This window comes from Saccharothrix longispora, from assembly GCF_031455225.1.
GTDB classification, from domain to species: Bacteria; Actinomycetota; Actinomycetes; order Mycobacteriales; family Pseudonocardiaceae; genus Actinosynnema; species Actinosynnema longispora.
Map to the genome: position 1 here is coordinate 6,057,160 of NZ_JAVDSG010000001.1, position 19,040 is coordinate 6,076,199.

The following is a 19,040-nucleotide window of genomic DNA, read 5'->3' on the forward strand; positions in this document are numbered from 1 at the left end:
GCCGCGGGTTCCAGTGGATGTTCGGCATCCCGCTGTCGGTGCCGGCGGGCAGAGTGTCACCGTGCTGCGCCCCTACCGAGAACTCGCCGGCGTCCCCCACCTGCCGTCGCTGCTGCTGTGGTCGATGCTGGGCCGCACGCACCTGCCCGCGACACCGCTGGCGGTGTCGTTCCTGATGGCCGGGTGGACCGGGTCGTACGCGGTGGCCGGCGTGGTCGGCGGCGCGTTGACGTTGGGCATGGGAGTGGCGGGCCCGGTGCGCGGACGGGCCGCCGACCGCAGTCCGGCCGGACGGCTGCTGCTGGTCACGGCACTGGGCTACGGCACGGGCATCGCGGCGCTGGGGCTGCTGCCCGCGGTGCTGCCCGGCGGCGCGTGGCCGGTGGCGGTGGTCGTCGGCTTCCTGACCGGGTTGAGCACGCCGCCGGTGACGGCGATGAGCCGGGCGAGCTTCCCGCGCCTCGCGAAGGGGGCGGCGCAGTCGGCCGTGTTCACCGTCGAGGCGTCGATGCAGGAGGTCATGTACGTCGTCGGACCGGCGCTGGCCGCGACCGTGGTGGCGGTGTGGGACGCGCAGGTCGCGCTGTGGCTGTGCGGCGTGCTGGCGGTGTTCGGGGCGCTCGGGTTCGCCGGGGCGCTGCGCCGGGCGGGCCTGGACGAACCGGTGGCGGGGAAGAGGCCGGCGGGTGGCCGGACGCTGCTGGCCGACGGTTCGCTGGCGCTCGCGCTGGTGACCGCGATGTTCCTGGTCGCGTCCCTGGTGTCGATCGACATGGTGATCATCGCTTGGGCCCGTGACCTGGGCAGGCCCGCGGTGGCGGGGGCGCTGACGGCGGTGTGGGGCATCGGGTCCGTCGTCGGCGGCCTGATCGCGGGCGGGCTCACCGGGCGGGTCCGGTTCGCCCGGCGGATGCTGTTGATGGCGTTGGGCGTGGCACCGCTGGTGCTCGTCCTGCCGCCGGTGCTGGACCCGTCGTCGGCGTGGCTGATCGGACTCGTGCTCGGAGTGGGAGGGATGGCCATCGCACCCGCCATCGCGGCCAACAACCAGCGGATCAGCGGGCTCGCCCCGGACGACCGGAAGGCCGAGGCGTTCGGCTGGATGGGCACGTTCACCACGGCGGGCTCGGCGTTGTCGCTCCCCCTGGCCGGGACGCTGCTCGACCACGTCGGCCCTGCCGCGGCAGCGGGTGCGAGCGCCGCGCTGGCGCTGTTCGGGGCGTTCCTGGCGAGCCGGGTGCGCGAGCGCGGGACCGTGTCGGTTGGGTGACCGCGTCCGGTTCGCCGGCGCGTTCCTCGCGTTCGTCGGCGGGGTGTTCCTGGCCGTCCAGGGCCGGTTGAACGGCGAACTCGGACTCGTCTTCGGCGATGGTTTCCTGGCCGCGCTCGTGTCGTTCGGCGGCGGGCTGGTGCTGTTGCTGCTGGCTGTGCCGACGTCACGGGCCGGCCGCGCCGGGGTGACCCGGCTGGCGGCGGCCCTGCGCGACGGCCGGATCCGCTGGTGGCAGTGCGCCGGCGGGGCGTGCGGGGCGTTCTTCGTGTCCACGCAGGGCCTGACCGTCGCGACGCTGGGCGTGGCCGTGTTCACCGTGGCGGTCGTCGCCGCGCAGACCGTGAGCAGCCTGGCGGTCGACCGGATGGGCGTCGGACCGGCCGGCCGCGTGCCGCTGACCCCGCCCCGCGTGATCGGCGCGGCGCTCGCCGTGGTGGCGGTCGCGGTGGCCGTGTCGGACGAGGTCGGCGACCCGGCCGAGCTGTGGCTCGCGCTGCTGCCCGCGCTGGCCGGCCTCGGCCTCGGCTGGCAGCAGGCGGTGAACGGCCTGGTCAGAGAGGCCGCGAACAGCACCCGGGTGACCACCATGGTCAACTTCGGCACCGGGACGGCGGTGCTGCTCGTCGTGTGCGCGGTGGACGTGGCGGCACGCGGCCTGCCGTCCGCCGCACCCGCCGAGCCGTGGTTCTACGCGGGCGGCGTGCTCGGCATCGTCACCATCGGCTCGGCCGTGCTGGCGGTGCGGCGGCTCGGTGTGCTGCTGGTCGGGCTGTGCCAGGTGGCCGGCCAGCTCGTCGGCGCGCTCGCCGTCGACCTCGTGGCCCCCGCCGCAGGTGAGCAGCTGTCCGCGGTCACCGTGATCGGCACGGCGTTGACGCTGATCGCGGTGGCGGTCGCCGCGCTGCCCGCCCGCCGGTGATGAGAGGATGAGGCCCGTGACTGCGACGATCCTCAACGGCAGGGCTACCCGGGACGCGATCTTCGAGGACTTGCGCGGGCGGGTCGCCGCCCTGGCCGAGCAGGGCATCACGCCCGGCCTGGCCACCGTGCTGGTCGGCGACGACCCCGGATCGCACTCGTACGTGCGGGGCAAGCACCTCGCGTGCGCCAAGGTCGGCATCACCTCCCTCCGCCGCGACCTGCCCGCGGACACCACGCAGGAACAGCTCGAAGCGGTCATCGACGAGCTGAACGCCGACCCTGCGTGCACCGCGTACATCGTGCAGCTGCCGCTGCCCAAGCACCTCGACCCGAACCCGATCCTGGAGCGCATCGACCCGCGCAAGGACGGCGACGGGCTCCACCCCGTCAACCTGGGCAAGCTCGTGCTCGGCGACGAGGCACCGCTGCCCGCCACCCCGCGCGGCGTCGTCGAACTGCTGCGCCGCTACGACGTGCCCCTGGCAGGCGCCAACGTGACCGTCGTCGGCCGCGGCGTCACCGTCGGTCGCCCGATCGGCCTGCTGCTGACCAGGCGCTCGGAGAACGCCACGGTCACCCTGTGCCACACCGGCACCAAGGACCTGGCCGCCGAGGTCCGGCGCGCGGACATCGTGGTCGCGGGCGCGGGCAGCCCCGGTCTGATCACCGCGGACATGATCAAGCCCGGCGCGGCCGTCGTCGACGTCGGCATCACCCGCACCGAGGCCGGCCTGGTCGGCGACGTCCACCCCGACGTGGCGGAGGTCGCGGGCTACCTGGCCCCGATCCCGGGTGGCGCGGGACCGATGACCATTGCCATGCTGCTGACCAACACGGTCGAGGCAGCCGAGCGCAACCTCGCGACGGCCTGAGGCGGAAGCGGTGGAGCTGTTGCCCGAACAGCGCTGGCGGTCGGCGGCGGGTCGACACCTGCCGTTCGCCCTGGTGCTGGCCATCACCTTCCTCGGATTCGTGCGGATCGTGCAGTACCACTGGCGGCAAGGCGTGGTCCTGATCGGCCTCGCCCTGCTGGTCGCCGCCCTGCTGCGGATCATGGTGACCGACGAGCAGGCCGGCCTGCTCGCCATCCGCAGCCGCAGCGTCGACGCGCTCCTCTACACCGGCCTGGGATTCGCCGTGATCGTGGTCGCCATGACCATCATCGGCGGTCCCCTGGAGCGCTAGGCGCCGCGACCACCGACACGGCACCGTCGGTCGCGGCGTTCACCGGTCGTGCGGCGTTCACCGGCCGCGCGGCCCTCGCCCGACCGCGTGTCGGCCCGCCCCTCCTCGCCGCCGATCAGGTGCGCTCGACGAGCGCGGTGATCAGTCGCGTCATCTCCTCCTCCGGCAGCACGTCGGGCAGTGTCAGGTGCTCCACGACCAGGCCGCTCATGGCCAGGTAGAGCGAGACGACCGTGGTGCGGTCGCCGGGCAGGCCCGCGTCCAGGTGGAAGCGGACGTTCTCCTCCAGGTGCGTGCTGATCGCCTTGGTCAGCGCGGCCTGCAACTCGGGGCGCCTGGTCGCCTCCAGCCGCAGCTCCAGCAGCGCGAGGTACCCGGTCCGGTCCACCTGGAGCCGCCCGAGCAGCTCCTGGAGCAGCCGCACCACGAGGCTCTTGTCCGGCGGCGCGTCCATGGTCTCGGCGAGCCGCACCGCGTCGGGCGTGAGGCGGACGTGGATGTGCTCCGCCACCTGGCGCAGCAGGTCGTCGCGGTTGGCGAAGTAGTTGGACGCCGTGCCCTTCGGCACGCCGGCCTCCACGTCGACCGCCCGGAAGGTCAACCCGCGCGCACCTTCGCGGGCGAGCACCTCGATCGCCGCGTCGACCAGCGCCGTTCGCCTGGTCGGGTTACTGGTCATGATTCCTCCTTGACAACCACTCCGGTCATAGTACTACGGTCGTAGTGGTCGACGCTAGACACGGAGGAATGAGCCATGCGAAACCTGACCTACTTCATCGCCACCTCGCTCGACGGGTTCATCGCCGATCCCACCGGCGGGTACGGCGACTTCCTCTTCGAGGGCGACCACATGACGGCCGTCTTCGAGGAGTACCCCGACACCTTGCCGAGCCAGGCGCGCCACGCTCTGGGCATCGACGCCCCGAACAAGGACTTCGACACGGTCCTCATGGGCCGCGCCACCTACCAGGTGCCGGGCGGGCCACCCAGTCCGTACCGGCACCTGCGCCAGTACGTGGTCTCGTCCAGGCTCAGCACCACCCCTCCTGACGTGCAGGTCGTGTCCGACCCGCTGGCAACGGTCCGCGCGCTGAAGGCCGAGCCGGGCCTGGGGATCTGGCTGTGCGGGGGCGGCAGGTTGGCCGCCACCCTGCTGCCCGAGATCGACGAACTGATCCTCAAGGTCCACCCGATCGTTCTGGGCAAGGGCATTCCGCTGTTCGCGGGCGACTTCCCGACGGCCCGCTTCGCGAAGGCGTCCACGCGAACCTTCGACACGGGCGTCGTGTTCACCACCTACGCCAAGGAGGAGGTCACCTGATCAGATGAACTGTCCTCGACCTGCACCGGCTGCCGACGCGCTTCCCGCGATCCGACTCGACAACCACACCAGCCCGACCGTCGAGCAGCCCCGCTCCTACCGTCCCGATGCGGCGACGCCGGCCGCCGCGCGGTCAGCGGAAGTCTCGGGAACGGGAGGGGATGCGCAGGTCCAGGCGTTGGAGGCGGTCGGCGCGGAGGCTGACGACTCCCTCCGCCGACTCGACGACGCCCCGGACGAGCAGCGCCGGGCTCGTACGGGCGACTCGCCGGTAGCGGGCCCAGAGTCCGGTGGTGCAGACGACGTTGACCATGCCCGTCTCGTCCTCGATGTTGAGGAACGTGACACCGCCCGCGGTCGCGGGGCGTTGGCGGTGGGTGATGGCACCTCCGACCAGCACCCTGGTGCCGTCGGGCACGTCGGCCAGCGCCGCGGTCGACAGGGCGCCGAGAGCGGTGAGCCGTTCGCGGACGAACTCGGTCGGAAAGCTGTCCGGGGACAGACCTGTCGCCCAGACGTCGGCGACGGCCAACTCCACCTCGTCCATGCCGGGCAGGACGGGGGCGTCCGTGCCGACGGCGGTACCGGGCAGGCGGTCGGGACGGATCTTCGCCACGGCGCCCGCCGCCCACAGCGCGGCACGCCGGTCGAGGCCGAAGCAGCCGAAGGCGCCTGCGGTGGCCAGGGCCTCGACCTGCGCGGTGGTGAGTCGGACGCGGGCACCGAAGTCCGCCATGTCACGGAACGGGCCCGCATCCCGTTGCGCGACAACGGCTTCGGCGACCTGCGGCCCGATGGTCCGGATGCCGCCGAGGCCGATGCGGACGGCCTGTTCGCCGTCGACGGGTTCGAGGGTGGCGTGGGTGAGGCTGGCGTTGACATCGGGACCGAGTACGCGCACGCCGTGGCGGCGGGCGTCGGCGACGAGTGATTGGGAGGAGTAGAAGCCCATGGGCTGAGCACGCAGCAGGGCCGCGCAGAACGCGGCCGGGTGGTAGAGCTTGAACCAGGCGCTGACGAACACCAGGTGCGCGAAGCTGAGCGCGTGGCTTTCCGGGAAGCCGAAGTTGGCGAACGCCAACAGCTTCGCGTAGATCTGCTCGGCCAGTTCCTCACCCAGGCCATTGGCCCTGGCGCCCTGGTGGAAGCGTTCACGGAGGCGTTCCATGCGGTGCGTGGAGCGTTTGGCGCCCATGGCGCGTCGCAGTTCGTCGGCCTCGGCGGGGCTGAAGTCGGCCACGTCGACCGCGATCTGCATGAGCTGTTCCTGGAACAGCGGCACGCCGAGGGTCTTGTCCAACGCGCCCGCCAGGCGTGGGTGGTCGTGCCGCCACTTCTCCTGGCCGTTGCGCCTGCGGATGTAGGGGTGCACCGAGCCGCCCTGGATCGGGCCGGGGCGGATCAGGGCGACCTCGACCACCAGGTCGTAGAACTCCCTCGGTCTGAGCCGCGGCAGGGTGGCCATCTGGGCGCGGCTCTCCACCTGGAACACCCCGACGGTGTCGGCGCGGCACAGCATGTCGTAGACGCGCTGGTCCGCCAGGTCGAGTTTGCCGAGGTCCACCTCGACGCCCTCGTGCTCGCGAACGAGCTCGATCGCGTAGTGCAGTGCCGAGAGCATGCCCAGACCGAGCAGGTCGAACTTCACCAACCCGATGGAGGCGCAATCGTCCTTGTCCCACTGCAACACCGTGCGGTCCGCCATGCGGCCTCGCTCGACCGGACACACCTCGCTGACCGGTCGGTCGCAGATGACCATGCCGCCGGAGTGGATTCCCAGATGGCGTGGGAAACCCTCCAACTGCGCGGCCAGTTCCAGCACGGCGCGCGGGATACCGCCTTCGTCCACCGTGGAGCGCAGGGGCCCCTGGCGGTCGATCTGCTTGCTCCACGCGTCCTGCCGGCCGGCGGAGTGGCCCAGGGCCCGGGCCACGTCGCGGACGGCCGACCGGCCGCGGTAGGTGATGACGTTCGCGACCTGGGCGGCGTGGCGGCGGTCGTACTTGTCGTAGACGTACTGGATGACCTCCTCGCGGCGGTCCGACTCGATGTCGAGGTCGATGTCGGGTGGGCCGTCGCGGGCAGGGGCCAGGAAGCGCTCGAAGAGGAGGTCGAAGCGGACGGCGTCGACGTTGGTGATGCCCAGCGCGTAGCAGACCGCGGAGTTCGCGGCCGAGCCTCGGCCCTGGCAGAGGATGCCGTTGCGGCGGCAGAAGTCGACGATGTCGTGCACGACGAGGAAGTAACCGGGGAAGCCGAGTTCCTCGATGATCTTCAACTCGTGCTCGACCTGCTCGTAGGCCCTGGGATTCTCGCCGATGGAGCGGTACCGCTTGGCCGCGCCCGCGTAGGTCAGTTCGCGCAGGTGGCTGTTCTCGTCGTGACCGGGGGGAACGTCGAAGGGGGGTAGTCGTGGAGCGATGAGCTTCAGGTCGAACTGGCACTGCATGCCGAGCACGGCCGACCGGTGCACCGCGCCGGGGAACCGGGCGAACCGGCGGGCCATGTCCTCGCCCGACCGCAGGAAGGCGGTGCGGCCGGGTGGGAGCCACCCCGTCATCTCGTCCAGGCTGCGGCGGGCACGCACCGCGGCCATGGTCGCCGCCAGCCGGCCTCGTCCGGGTACGGCGTAGTGCACGGCGTTCGTCGCCACGGTCGGCAGGCCGAGGTCGTGGGCCATGGCCCACAGCAGGTCGTTGCGCGGGCCGTCCTCGGGATGACCGTGGTCGGTGAGTTCGACGAACACCCGGTCCTCGCCGTACAGGTCGACGAGCCGGCGCACCTGCACGAACGCCGCGTCCGGTCCGTCGCGGTCGAGTGCGCGCCGCACCGCGCCCTTGCGGCAGCCGGTGAGGACGACGCACTCGTCCCGGGTGTCCGCGACCACCTGTTCCAGGTCGTAGACGGGACGGCCCTTCTCGCTGCCGGGGCCGAGCTGGCCGCTGGTGATCGTGCGGCACAGCGCGTGGTAGCCGTCGCGGTCGGTGGCGAGCAGCAGCAGGTGCACGCCATCCGGGTCGGGTGCGCCGTTACGCGGAGCGGACAGGCCGAGGCTCAGCTCGGCGCCGAAGACCGTGCGCACGCCGAGTTCCCGGGCAGCCTCGGCGAACCGCACCACGCCGTACATGCCGTCATGGTCGGTGAGCGCTATGCCGTCCAGTTCGAGCTGCTGTGCGGTCTCGACCAGCTCCTCGGGGTGGCTCGCCCCGTCGAGGAAGCTGAAGTTCGAGTGGCAGTGCAGCTCGACGTACGGCACGCGCGAACGAGTGGAACCCAGTTCGTCGACCTTGATCCCGGAGTCGGCCGGCGCCTCGTACCGGTCGCGGCGGCGGGACCACCCCGGGCCGTCGCCGCCGTCGGGGACGTGGGGCTTGCCGGACAGCGCCTGTTCCAGGTCGGACCACCGGACCGGTGGGTTGTTCCAGCCCATCAGCGCGAGTTGTCCGGGGCGGGCCGCGGGGCCGGGATCAGCGACAGGACGTCGAGCGGCTGCCAGTCGGAGGACGGCTGCGGTGTCGAGGGGCATGCGGTGGGCGGGTGCGCTGGGAGGTGTGACGGCGGCAGGTGTGACGGCGGCAGGTGCCAGGTGTGCGGGTGGGAGGTTGCCGGTGGCGGTGGCTTCCGGGGGACGCGCCTCGGGAGTGGAGGCGTGGTCGACTTCGGCGGGTTCGGAGGTGCGGTCCAGCCGGGGTCCGTCGGGTCGGTCGGTTCGTCGGCGCGTTGTCCGGGCACGGCGAACCCGGTCAACCAGTCGGCCAGGTCTCGGGCGGCCAGGTCTCGGGCGGCCAGGTCTCGGGCGGCCAGGTCTCGGGCGGCCAGGTCTCGGGCGGCCAGGTCTCGGGCGGTCCGCTCGCGGTCGGTGGGGATCGCCGGGCCGGGCGGTCGTAGGTGCTCCGGGTCGCGCCACGTGGTCGGCGTGGACGGCGTGTCGTCGTCGTGGTGGTCCTGGCGACGGTTGTGCTCGGGACGGCTGGTCATCTAGTCGTACACCCCTTCCACGGCCCACTTACCGCCCGCGCGGATCAGCAGGAATGCTTGTTCTTCCCCGTCCGGCGCGGTGCCCAGGACCTGGAGGCGGGCGGCGCGGACGGCGGTGGTTCCGTCCCACCAGCGTTCGTCCACGGGCCACGGGCCGGACCAGGCGATCACCTGGCGGGTCCGTCCCGCGTGGACGATGCGGTGGGGGTCGGCGATGAGTTCGGCGTAGCCGGTGACCACGACGTCCGCGCCCGACTCGTCCACCAGCGCGACCGGTTCGGGGTCCGGGAAGACCGTGGCCGGGGACGGGGCCGGCAGGCGGCCCGGCCAGGGTTGGTCCGGGTCGGCCGCCGGGGTTCGCGCATCACCCCACGGCACCAGGCGGACGCGTTCGACCGGCCCTCGACCACCGCCCAGGACGGGGGTGAGCACGGCGTCGGGGCCCAGCAGGCCCTGGACGTGCACCATCGCCCGTGCCGCGCGTTCGGCTGCTTCGCCCTGGTCCTGGCCCGCGCTCGGCCACAGGCCGGGTTGCAGGGCGGTGGCGTCGACGACTTCCTCCGGGTGGAGCCGGAGGACCTGGATGCCGGTGGTGAGCCGGGCTCGGGTGAGCCACCCGTCGAGCTGCCAGCGCACCCGGTCGGCGATGCCCTGCGGGGTGAGGGGGTCCGCGCAACGCCACACCCGGTGGAGCTGCTCACCGTTCTCGGTGGTGGCCTGGATGCCCAGGCGCGTGCAGGCGAGACCGCGGGCGGCGAGGACGGTGTGCAGGCGTTCGGCCAGGGCCTTGGCGGCGAAGGCCGCGGCGTCGACCCGTTCCACGGGTGGGTCGAGCTGTCCGGTCACCGACAGGTCGGGTGGTGGGCGGCGGCGGGACCTGGGGCGTTCCTCCAGACCGGCGGCTTGGCGCTGGGCGAGCACGGCTCGTCGTCCGAAGCGGGTGGCGACGGCGCGTTCGGGGATCGCGGCGAACTCGCCGAGCGTTCGCAGGCCGAGGCGGCGCAGCAGGTCCACCAGGTCGGCGCGGTCGGCCCGGCGTTCGGCGGGGTGGTCGAGTTCGCGGATGTCGAGCGGTGCCAGGAAGTCGGCGCTGCGGCCGGGCGGCACGATCACGCCCCGGTGGGCGGCCAGGGTCGCCGCGAACAAGCCGTCCGCGAAGCCGACCAGGGCTTCGACGCCGGTGCGCACGGCGATGTGGTCGACCAGGCGTTCGGCCACCTGTTCGGCTGCTCGTCCCGTCGGCTGCTCGGCCGACCGCCCGGCCGGCTGCCCGACGGAGCCGAAGTAGCCGATCGGGCCTTGCGCCGCGACCACGACCAGTCCGGCTCGGACGACCTCGATTCCCGGTGCCAGTTCTTCGACCGCCGCCGCGACCGGTTCGAAGAGGCGCGTGTCGCGAGCCTCGTCGTGGTCGAAGACGACCAGCTCGGGGCACTGGCCCTGAGCCGTGCGCTTGCGCATCCCGCGACGCACGCCTTCGGCTCGTGCGACCGCCGAACAGGCGATGACCTCACCCGAGTCGACGACGGCCGCGGGCACGTGCGGGAGCAGGGCGGCTTCGGCGGACGCGGCCACGACCGGCCAGTCCGGGCACCAGACAGCGAGCGTGTACAGGATTCACCTCTTCGACGGAAATGGCGGGAGGACGTGCACGACGAGCGGGCGGCGGGGTCACACCGCCTTGGGATTGCGGGGTTTCGCCGGCACCGGGGTCAGCGGACGGCGGTGCCGGGAGGGCGATGGGGCCGCGGTGCCCGGGAGGGGGAAGGTGGTGCGTTGCGGGCGCGCGGCGGCGCCCCGACCTGTCGCCTGGACCGTGGTGGGACGGGTGGCCAGGAAGCCGTGACCTCGTGACAGACCTGTCCAGGGGCTGAAGGTGGCGGTGAGCACCACGTCGGCGCCCGGCCACTGGACGGCGAACGGGAGCAGGACGGACTTGCGGTTCCTGGCCCGGGCGGAGAGCGTGCGCGCGGCCGAGTGGGTGACCTCGGTGGCCACGGCCACCAGGTCGAAGCCGTCCAGGAGGGCGGCGATCGTCTTCTCGACCTCGCTCCGGTCCCCGCCGGGGCGGGGGACCAGAGCGAGGCGGTGAACGGCCACCCCCAGTTCGGCCGCCGCGAGCACCCCGCACCGCGGCAGGCCGACAATGGCCGCCCAGCATCCTTCTGCCGTCGCCTCGGCCATCAGCGCGAGCAGCAGCGATGTCGACCCTCGCACCGACACCGTGCTACCCCGCCGCAAGCCGCCCCGGGGAAGGAGCTCTGCCAGTTCCCCGCGAACTGGCAGAGCCCGGACCGGTGCGGTGGTCAGCTCGCCTGCCGCGCCTACCCCGAGCGCAGCCGGCGTCGCCGTTGCCGACCTCGACACCCGCCCTCCCTCACCACTGATCCGCGCGCACCCCTGTGCACGGATCGCCGTGGGAAGTCGGCGACCTGTCTATCGAACACTTGTTCGAATGACATGGTGATCTTATCGCTAGGGAGGCCGTGCGTGTCAATGCCGATCGGGGACACGATCGGGGGAGATCGCGGACGGCGGGCAGGAGGCGGGCCGGCAGACTGCTCGCGGCCCGTCGACCGCAGCACGGCGCGGCCGCAGCAGGAATCGCTCGGAAGCCGGAATCGACCACAGCACGGGGGGAACCGTGAACTCACCTCAGAACTGGCCGCAGCAGACACCGCCCGGGCAGGCGCCTCCCGGCGGGTACGGGTACGTACCCGGTGGCGGCGGGTACGTACCCGGACCCGGTGGCGGCGGGTACGCGGGACCGCCGCCGGTTCGGAAGAAGCGGACCGGGTTGGTCGTCGGGATCGTGGTCGCGGTCGTCGTGCTGCTGGTGGCCGGGGTGGTCGGGAAGCTCTACCTCGACTACGTCGACGAGCCCGGTGGCGGGCCGGGCGGGGAGCCGGTCGCGCAGTGCGCGTTGAGCGACTCGCTGAAGCAGCAGGCGCACGTGAGCAGCTTCCGGCTGATCCAGGCCCCCGCCGAGGCCGAGAAGGGCATGAAGCAGACCCACTGCGCCTGGGAGCAGACCAAGGGCCGGGACGGGCGGAACCCGCGGACGATCCACGTGCTGGTCTACGACTACGCGAAGTTCTCCGACAAGTCCGACCGGAACGAGGAGATGGCGGAGGGCAACTACACGAGCTTCACGTCCTACGCCTCGGGGTCGCAGGCCAAGCAGGTCGACGGCCTCGGCGACCAGGCGATGGTCGTGATCCCCTCCTCGTCGACGGACCTGACCGAGGTGAACCTGCTGGTGCGCAAGGGCGCGGTGGTGTGGAACATCCGCTACTTCGGCCGGGACAAGGGTTTCCTGAGCGACTCGGCGTTCCCGGTGGACGACGCGGAGGCCGTGGCGCGCCGGACGGCCGAGGAACTGGTGCGGTAGCGCGCAGGCGGGGAGACGGGCGGTCACGCGGGAGGGGCCCGACCGGCGGTCAGCCGGTCGGGCCCCTCCTGGACACCCCCTCGGGGCGGTGGTCAGTGGGCGAAGTGCCGCGTGCCCGTCAGGTAGACGGTGGCGCCGGCCGCTTCGGCGGCCGCGATGACCTCGGCGTCGCGGACCGAGCCACCGGGCTGCACGACGGCGCGCACGCCCGCCTCCAGCAGGACTTCGAGGCCGTCCGGGAACGGGAAGAACGCGTCGGACGCGGCCATCGCGCCCTTGGCCCGCTCACCGGCCCGGGCGACCGCCAGGCGGGCCGCGTCGACCCGGTTGACCTGCCCCATGCCGGCGCCGACGGTGGCACCGCCGGAGGCCAGCAGGATGGCGTTGGACTTCACCGCGCGGCACGCGCGCCAGGCGAACGCGAGGTCCGCCAGGCCCTCCTCGGAGAGCGGCTCGCCGCACGCCAGCGTCCACTTGGCCGGGTCGTCGCCGTCGGCCTCGATGGTGTCGGCGGTCTGGAGCAGCAGCCCGCCGGACACGGCGCGCATCTCCGCACCGCCGCGCTCCGGCTCGGGGGCGACCAGGACTCGGATGTTCTTCTTGCGGGTCAGCACGTCGACCGCGCCGTCGGCGTACGACGGAGCGATGATCACCTCGGTGAAGATGTCGGCGACCTGCTCGGCCATCTCCACGGTGACCTCGCGGTTGGCCGCGATGACGCCACCGAACGCGCTCACCGGGTCGCACGCGTGCGCGTTGCGGTGGGCCTCCGCGATGGCGCCCGGACCGTCCACCTTGGACACCGCGATGCCGCACGGGTTGGCGTGCTTGATGATCGCGACGCACGGCAGCTCGTGGTCCCACGCGGCGCGCCAGGCGGCGTCGGAGTCCACGAAGTTGTTGTAGGACATCTCCTTGCCGTGCAGCTGGGACGCCGTGGCGAGGCCGGGCAGCCCGTCGCCCCGCGTGTAGAGGGCGGCCTGCTGGTGCGGGTTCTCGCCGTAGCGCAGCACCTGCTTGCGGTTCCACGTCGCGCCGACCCAGCCGGGGAAGCCTGAGCCCTCGTCGTCGGGCGAGACGACGCTGCCCAGGTAGGAGGCCACGGCCACGTCGTAGGACGCGGTGTGCCGGAACGCGTCGACGGCCAGCCGCTGCCGCTCGGCCAGGGTGAAGCCGCCGGCTGCGACCTGCTCCAGCACCCACCCGTAGCGGGACGGGTCGACCACGACGGCGACACTGGCGTGGTTCTTCGCCGACGCGCGCACCATGGCGGGGCCGCCGATGTCGATCTGCTCGACGCACTCGTCCGGGGACGCGCCCGACGCGACGGTGCGCGCGAACGGGTACAGGTTCACCACGAGCAGGTCGAACGGCTCGATGCCCAGCTCGCGCAGGGTCTCCAGGTGGGCCTCGCGGCGGGTGTCGGCGAGCAGGCCCGCGTGCACGCCGGGGTGCAGCGTCTTGACCCGGCCGTCGAGCACCTCGGGGAACCCGGTCACGCTCTCCACGGGCGTCACCGGCACCCCGGCGTCGGCCAGGGTCTTCGCGGTGCCGCCGGTGGAGACGATCTCGACTCCGGCCGCGTGCAGGCCGGTGGCCAGTTCCAGCAGCCCCGACTTGTCGGACACCCCGATCAGGGCCCGACGAACCGGTCGCCTCTCGGCAGGAGTGGTCACGGGATGCTCACCTTTCGTCCGTTCACGGTGCAGCCCTCGCGGGCCAGGCGGGCGACCACGTCGACGAGCAACCGCCGCTCCACCACCTTGATGCGCTCGTGCAGGCTTTCGACGTCGTCGTCATCGGCGACGACGACCGCTTCCTGGGCCAGGATCGGCCCGGTGTCCACGCCGCCGTCCACCAGGTGCACGGTGGCGCCGGTGACCTTCACGCCGTAGTCGACGGCGTCGCGCACCCCGTGCGCGCCCGGGAAAGCGGGCAGCAGCGCGGGGTGCGTGTTGACCATCCGGCCGCCGAAGCGGGCCAGGAAGGCGGGGCCGAGGATCTTCATGAACCCCGCGGACACCACGAGGTCGGGTCGGTGCGCCTCGACGGCGTCGGCGAGGGCGACGTCCCACGCGGCCCGGTCGGCGTGGTCGCGCAGCTTCGCGGTGAAGGTCGGGACGCCGGCGCGCTCGGCGCGGGCCAGGCCCTCGATGCCGGCGCGGTCCGCACCGACGGCCACCACCTCCACCGGGTAACCGGGGTCTGCCGCCGCGTCCAGCAGCGCCTGCATCAGGGTGCCGGAACCGGAGACGAGGACGACGACCCTGGCGGGGACGGGAAGCCGGAGTGTGGTCGCGGCGCTCAGCGTGCTCTCCTTGCTGGGGACTGTCACAGCAGCTCAAGAGCAGCCTAGGTGGTGCTCACCTCGGCTTGTCGGCCAGGTCCGGGTCGCTGTCCGGGTCGCTGTCCCGACCGTCGTCCGGGTCGGCGCCCGACTCGGGGGCCTGGTCCTCTTCGACCTCGTCGTCGGCGGCGTCCTCGTCGGCGGCGTCCTCGTCGTCGGCGTACTCCTCGGAACCGAGGTCTTCGGAGTCGTCGAGGTCCTCGTCCTCGTCGTACTCCTCGTCCTCGGACTGGTCGTCGTACTCCCCTTCGGCGTCGTCCTCGTAGTCCTCGGGGTCCTCGTCCGATTCGTCGTACTCCTCGTACTCGGCGTCCGAGTCGTACTCGGCGTCCGGGTCGGGATCGGCGTCCGGGTCGGGATCGGACTCCTCGGCGGCGGCCTCGAACACCGGCTGGGGCTCGGGGGTCCGGACGCGCGCCGGCCGGGGGCCGGAGAACCAGGCCACGACCGCACCCGGCACGGTGATCCACGCCATCGTGAGCACGGCCAGCAACCCCGCCGGGATGGTGACCGGGTCGAACGCGCCGGACCCCAGCGCACCACCCGACACGGCCGCCAGCACGAGCAGCCCCACGGCCGCGGTGACCGCCGCGACCAGCACCGCGCGCACCCTGGCGCGGGGCGTCCCGGCGGCGTCGCGCAGCGAGAACCCGATCAGCACGCCGAGCGCGCCCGGCACCACGAGGACCAGCGGCAGGTAACCCGCCTGCTCCTCGGGCAGGGCCGCCAGCAGCGGCACGGCGGGCACGGGGCCACCGACGAACTCCAGCGGGCGCACCACGGCCGAGCCGATGGAGAACCCGGCCCCCACCACGTACGACAGCGCGCCGACCACCGCGTTCGGCAGGTAGGCCAGGCACATGAGCCAGATGCCGAGGCCGGTGCCGATCGTGCCGCCGGTCTGGTCGAACAGCGAGGCGGTCGTGGACCAGGAGAACAGCAGGCCGAGGGTCAGCACCAGCGCGCCCGCGCCGGTCAGGGCGAACAGCGCCAGCGCGCCCGCCCGCAGACCGCGCCGCGCCACCGGGTCGACGCGCTCGAACACGACCTCCACCAGGCCGCAGCGCTGCGCGACGCCCGCCACGGCCGCCACGCCGGACACCGCGGCGCACCCGAAGAACGCCACCGCGGGCGTCGCGCGCACCACGCCGTCGTCGCCCATCAGGAACGCGATCACGCCGCCGACCACGGCGTGCGTGCCGGCGATGCTGAACACCACGGACCGGGCCTGCAACGGCTCGAACAGGCCGAGCCGGTCGGCCGCGCTCGCCGCCGCCCGGTACACCAGCAGCATCACCAGCGCGGTGGGCAGCAGCGGCAGCAGGCCGAGCTGCCCGCCGTCGAACCGCAGCGGCACGTGGTGCGCGACCAGCCAGCCGGGTGCGGCGGCGGTCAGCACGCCGGTGGTCGAGAACGACGCGTGCGCGGCGGTCGACGAGATCAGCGCCAGCAGGGCCGCGACGGCCGCGTACCCGACGACGACGGAACCGGCGGCGGTCGTGGTGAGCACCCGCGCGCGTTCCGCGCGGGAGAACTCGGGCGGGCGCACGGAGTCCGTCACGGCACCGTGTGGAGTCGTTTGCAGCACCGGCATCTGTCCACCATCCCAGTCACGATGGGCCGTTCGGGTGAGGCTCGCCGCACACGCGAAGAGGGGTGGCACCGGAGCACCGGTGCCACCCCTCCCACGTCTGCGTCAGGACTGCTGCTGGGGACCGCCGAACCCGCCGGGCGGCGTGCCCTGACCGGGCTGCTGGCCGGGCTGGCCGAACTGGCCGGGCTGCGGCATGTACGAGGTCGGCTGCGGCTGGCCGGGCTGCTGGCCCTGCTGCGGCTGGACCGGCTGCTGCTGCTGGAACTGGCCGGACGGCGGGCCGTACTGCTGCGGCTGCCCCTGCTGCGGGAACGCGCCGGACTGCGGGTTCCAGCCGCCGGGCTGCTGGCCGTAGGGGTTCGCGGGCTTCGGCGTGAGCTTCAGGACGCCCGCGTCGAGGAGCAGGCTCGCCACCACGGCCGCGGAGAGCAGCAGCGACACGATCAGCAGGACGACCTGCATGCCCTCCACGTCGGCCTCGGTCTTGACGATGCTCTGGAGCAGCACGAGCGTCGGGATGATCGCGAGCGGCACGGCCGCGTAGAGCAGGCCCCGGGGGGCCTTGGGCAGCACGGACAGGCCGGCGAGGATGCCCGCGGCGTACATGAACTCGATGAAGCCCGACGACGGCACGTCGTCGGCGAACGCGAGCAGGAACGCGATCAACGCCAAACCGGCCGCGACCAGCGGCAGGATCAGGTTCAGGTTCACGCCAACCGCCGGCTGCGCCGGTCCCGGCTGCTGCTGAGGGGCGCCGTACGGCTGGGACATGGTGCGGTCTCCTCCACCTGCGGGGTACTGATCGGGACGACAGAACGCTAGCCGATGCACACTCTCCGACGCCCACCGGACTCCCGTGGTTCCCCGGAAAGCACCCGATCAACCGGATCGGCATGTGCCGAAGGCCACCTCCGGGGTGGGAGGTGGCCTTCAGTGTGTTCCACGAACGGGTGAATGTCAGCCGATCGACTGCATGATCTCCCGCATGATGGCGGCGGTCTCGGACGGCGTCTTGCCGACCTTCACGCCGGCGGCCTCCAGGGCCTCCTTCTTCGCGGCGGCGGTGCCGGCCGAGCCGGACACGATCGCACCCGCGTGCCCCATGGTCTTGCCCTCGGGCGCGGTGAAGCCCGCCACGTAGCCGACGACCGGCTTGGTGACGTTCTCCTTGATGTAGGCCGCGGCCCGCTCCTCGGCGTCGCCGCCGATCTCGCCGATCATCACGATCGCCGCGGTCTCCGGGTCGGCCTCGAAGGCCGCCAGGGCGTCGATGTGCGTGGTGCCGATGATCGGGTCGCCGCCGATGCCGATGGCGGTGGAGAAGCCGAAGTCCCGCAGCTCGTACATCATCTGGTAGGTCAGCGTGCCGGACTTCGACACGAGGCCGATCTTGCCCGCGCCGGAGATGTTGGCGGGGATGATGCCGGCGTTGGACTGCCCGGGGCTGATCAGGCCGGGGCAGTTCGGGCCGATGATGCGGGTCTTGTTGCCGGTGGCGACGGCGTGCGCCCAGAACGCGGCGGTGTCGTGCACCGGGATGCCCTCGGTGATGACGACGGCCAGTCCGATGCCCGCGTCGATCGCCTCGATGACGGCGGCCTTGGCGAACGCCGGCGGCACGAAGATCACGGTGACGTCCGCGCCGGTGGCCTCCATGGCCTCGGCGACGCCGCCGAACACCGGGAGCACGTTGCCGTCGAAGTCGACCTTCTCGCCGGCCTTGCGCGGGTTCACGCCGCCGACGATGTTCGTGCCGGAGGCCAGCATCCGCTTGGTGTGCTTGGTGCCCTCGGCCCCGGTCATGCCCTGGACGACGACCTTGCTGTCCTTGGTGATGAAGATAGCCATCGTCAGACCCCCGCAGCCGCGAGCTCGGCAGCCTTGTCGGCCGCGTTGTCCATAGTGTCCACCACGGTGACCAGCGGGTGGTTGGCCTCGGCGAGGATCGCGCGGCCCTCCTCGACGTTGTTGCCGTCGAGGCGGACGACGAGCGGCTTGGCGGCCTCGTCGCCCAGGATGCCGAGCGCGGCCACGATGCCGTTGGCGACCGCGTCGCACGCGGTGATGCCGCCGAACACGTTCACGAACACCGACCGCACGTCGGGGTCGTTCAGGATGATGTCGAGGCCGTTGGCCATGACCTCGGCGGACGCGCCGCCGCCGATGTCGAGGAAGTTGGCGGGCTTCACGCCGCCGTGCTTCTCACCCGCGTAGGCGACCACGTCGAGGGTGGACATGACGAGGCCGGCGCCGTTGCCGATGATGCCGACCTGGCCGTCCAGCTTGACGTAGTTGAGGCCCTTCTCCTTGGCCTTGGCCTCCAGCGGGTCCTCCGCCTGCTTGTCCACCAGCGCCTCGTGGGCGGGGTGGCGGAACGAGGCGTTCTCGTCGAGGGTGACCTTGCCGTCGAGCGCGACGATCCTGCCCTCGGGGTCGCGGACCAGCGGGTTGACCTCGACCAGCGTGGCGTCCTCGGACACGAAGGTGTCCCAGAGCTTCACGATGACGTCGGCGACCTGGTCGGCCACCTCGGCCGGGAACTTCGCGGCGGCGACGATCTCGTCGGCCTTCGCGCGGTCCACGCCCGTGATCGCGTCGACGGGCACCTTGGCCAGGGCCTCGGGCTTGGTCGCGGCGACCTCTTCGATGTCCATGCCGCCCTCGACGCTGGCCATGGCCAGGAAGGTGCGGTTGGCGCGGTCGAGGAGGAAGGAGAAGTAGTACTCCTCCGCGATGTCGGACGCGGGGGTCACCAGCACGCGGTGCACGACGTGACCCTTGATGTCGAGGCCGAGGATGGCCTCGGCCTTCGCCTCGGTCTCGTCCGGGTTCTCGGCGAGCTTGACGCCGCCCGCCTTGCCGCGACCGCCGGTCTTGACCTGGGCCTTCACCACGACGGTCGAACCGAAGCGCTCGGCGATGGCCTTGGCCTCGGCGGGGGTGGTCGCCACGTCGCCCGGAAGTACCGGGACGTCGTGGGCGGCGAAGAGGTCCTTCGCCTGGTACTCGTACAGGTCCACTCGGGTCTCC

17 protein-coding genes are annotated in these 19,040 nt (G+C 72.4%); 6 read left to right on the forward strand and 11 right to left on the reverse strand.

Annotated features, from left to right (window positions below; all coding sequences use genetic code 11):
• Positions 1–61: 61 nt before the first annotated feature.
• Genes J2S66_RS25480 through J2S66_RS25495 form a run of 4 tightly spaced genes read left to right on the forward strand, consistent with a single transcriptional unit; the run spans position 62 to position 3,379 of the window.
• Positions 62–1,270, forward strand: a complete 1,209-nt coding sequence (locus J2S66_RS25480; RefSeq protein ID WP_310309844.1) for an MFS transporter — start codon at positions 62–64, stop codon at positions 1,268–1,270.
• Positions 1,263–2,192 (forward strand): DMT family transporter, encoded by a 930-nt coding sequence (locus J2S66_RS25485; protein ID WP_310309845.1) that lies wholly within the window; start codon positions 1,263–1,265, stop codon positions 2,190–2,192. The genes J2S66_RS25480 and J2S66_RS25485 overlap by 8 nt, the downstream gene beginning before the upstream one ends.
• Positions 2,193–2,208: 16 nt before the next feature.
• On the forward strand, positions 2,209–3,066 hold the full coding sequence (locus J2S66_RS25490; protein ID WP_310309846.1) for a bifunctional methylenetetrahydrofolate dehydrogenase/methenyltetrahydrofolate cyclohydrolase: 858 nt from the start codon (positions 2,209–2,211) through the stop codon (positions 3,064–3,066).
• 19 nt (positions 3,067–3,085) lie between these two features.
• Positions 3,086–3,379: a DUF3017 domain-containing protein gene (locus tag J2S66_RS25495; protein ID WP_310315072.1), complete on the forward strand. Its 294-nt coding sequence runs from the start codon at positions 3,086–3,088 to the stop codon at positions 3,377–3,379.
• A 115-nt stretch (positions 3,380–3,494) separates the two neighbouring features.
• Here the strand turns inward: J2S66_RS25495 and J2S66_RS25500 are convergent, their stop codons facing one another.
• The gene (locus tag J2S66_RS25500; RefSeq protein ID WP_310309848.1) at positions 3,495–4,058 is read right to left on the reverse strand and encodes a TetR/AcrR family transcriptional regulator; all 564 of its coding nucleotides are present in this window, start codon (positions 4,056–4,058) and stop codon (positions 3,495–3,497) included.
• A gap of 75 nt (positions 4,059–4,133) precedes the next feature.
• On the opposite strand from J2S66_RS25500, the gene J2S66_RS25505 reads away from it, so the two are divergent.
• Positions 4,134–4,700 (forward strand): dihydrofolate reductase family protein, encoded by a 567-nt coding sequence (locus J2S66_RS25505; RefSeq protein WP_310309849.1) that lies wholly within the window; start codon positions 4,134–4,136, stop codon positions 4,698–4,700.
• 133 nt (positions 4,701–4,833) lie between these two features.
• Here J2S66_RS25505 and J2S66_RS25510 read toward each other — a convergent pair whose 3' ends face one another.
• The 4 genes from J2S66_RS25510 to imuA' form a co-directional block, all read right to left on the reverse strand.
• Positions 4,834–8,130 carry an error-prone DNA polymerase gene (locus J2S66_RS25510; RefSeq protein ID WP_310309850.1) on the reverse strand — a complete coding sequence of 1,099 codons (3,297 nt, stop codon included), beginning with the start codon at positions 8,128–8,130 and terminating at the stop codon, positions 4,834–4,836.
• Positions 8,130–8,678, reverse strand: coding sequence for a hypothetical protein (locus tag J2S66_RS25515; protein ID WP_310309851.1), 549 nt, complete (start codon positions 8,676–8,678; stop codon positions 8,130–8,132). Before J2S66_RS25515 ends, J2S66_RS25510 begins: the two co-directional genes overlap by 1 nt.
• Entirely contained in the window at positions 8,679–10,253 is a 1,575-nt protein-coding gene (locus J2S66_RS25520) for a DNA polymerase Y family protein (RefSeq protein ID WP_310309852.1), read from the reverse strand.
• 96 nt (positions 10,254–10,349) lie between these two features.
• A complete protein-coding gene (imuA', locus tag J2S66_RS25525) occupies positions 10,350–11,045 on the reverse strand; it encodes a DnaE2-dependent mutagenesis accessory factor ImuA' (RefSeq protein WP_510184962.1) in 696 nt (231 codons plus the stop codon).
• 277 nt (positions 11,046–11,322) lie between these two features.
• On the opposite strand from imuA', the gene J2S66_RS25530 reads away from it, so the two are divergent.
• Positions 11,323–12,069, forward strand: a complete 747-nt coding sequence (locus J2S66_RS25530) for a hypothetical protein (RefSeq protein ID WP_310309855.1) — start codon at positions 11,323–11,325, stop codon at positions 12,067–12,069.
• Positions 12,070–12,161: 92 nt separating this feature from the next.
• Here J2S66_RS25530 and purH read toward each other — a convergent pair whose 3' ends face one another.
• The 6 genes from purH to sucC form a co-directional block, all read right to left on the reverse strand.
• Positions 12,162–13,745 carry a bifunctional phosphoribosylaminoimidazolecarboxamide formyltransferase/IMP cyclohydrolase gene (purH, locus tag J2S66_RS25535; protein WP_310309856.1) on the reverse strand — a complete coding sequence of 528 codons (1,584 nt, stop codon included), beginning with the start codon at positions 13,743–13,745 and terminating at the stop codon, positions 12,162–12,164.
• Positions 13,742–14,377: a phosphoribosylglycinamide formyltransferase gene (purN, locus tag J2S66_RS25540; protein WP_371320613.1), complete on the reverse strand. Its 636-nt coding sequence runs from the start codon at positions 14,375–14,377 to the stop codon at positions 13,742–13,744. The genes purH and purN overlap by 4 nt, the downstream gene beginning before the upstream one ends.
• 55 nt (positions 14,378–14,432) lie before the next feature.
• Positions 14,433–15,977: a cell division protein PerM gene (locus J2S66_RS25545; protein WP_310309858.1), complete on the reverse strand. Its 1,545-nt coding sequence runs from the start codon at positions 15,975–15,977 to the stop codon at positions 14,433–14,435.
• Positions 15,978–16,112: 135 nt separating this feature from the next.
• Positions 16,113–16,781, reverse strand: a complete 669-nt coding sequence (locus J2S66_RS25550) for a DUF5336 domain-containing protein (protein WP_310309860.1) — start codon at positions 16,779–16,781, stop codon at positions 16,113–16,115.
• 186 nt (positions 16,782–16,967) lie between these two features.
• The gene (gene sucD / locus J2S66_RS25555) at positions 16,968–17,858 is read right to left on the reverse strand and encodes a succinate--CoA ligase subunit alpha (protein ID WP_310309862.1); all 891 of its coding nucleotides are present in this window, start codon (positions 17,856–17,858) and stop codon (positions 16,968–16,970) included.
• Between the two features lie 2 nt (positions 17,859–17,860).
• A complete protein-coding gene (gene sucC / locus J2S66_RS25560) occupies positions 17,861–19,030 on the reverse strand; it encodes an ADP-forming succinate--CoA ligase subunit beta (protein WP_306743554.1) in 1,170 nt (389 codons plus the stop codon).
• Positions 19,031–19,040: the final 10 nt, after the last annotated feature.

Bases quoted from the DNA above. Each gene is read 5' to 3' on its own strand.
- J2S66_RS25510 (WP_310309850.1), bottom strand. From the start codon at position 8,130: ATGGGCTGGAACAACCCACCGGTCCGGTGGTCCGACCTGGAACAGGCG.
- J2S66_RS25515 (WP_310309851.1), bottom strand. From the start codon at position 8,678: ATGACCAGCCGTCCCGAGCACAACCGTCGCCAGGACCACCACGACGAC.
- J2S66_RS25505 (WP_310309849.1), top strand. From the start codon at position 4,134: ATGCGAAACCTGACCTACTTCATCGCCACCTCGCTCGACGGGTTCATC.
- J2S66_RS25500 (WP_310309848.1), bottom strand. From the start codon at position 4,058: ATGACCAGTAACCCGACCAGGCGAACGGCGCTGGTCGACGCGGCGATC.
- sucD (WP_310309862.1), bottom strand. From the start codon at position 17,858: ATGGCTATCTTCATCACCAAGGACAGCAAGGTCGTCGTCCAGGGCATG.
- J2S66_RS25550 (WP_310309860.1), bottom strand. From the start codon at position 16,781: ATGTCCCAGCCGTACGGCGCCCCTCAGCAGCAGCCGGGACCGGCGCAG.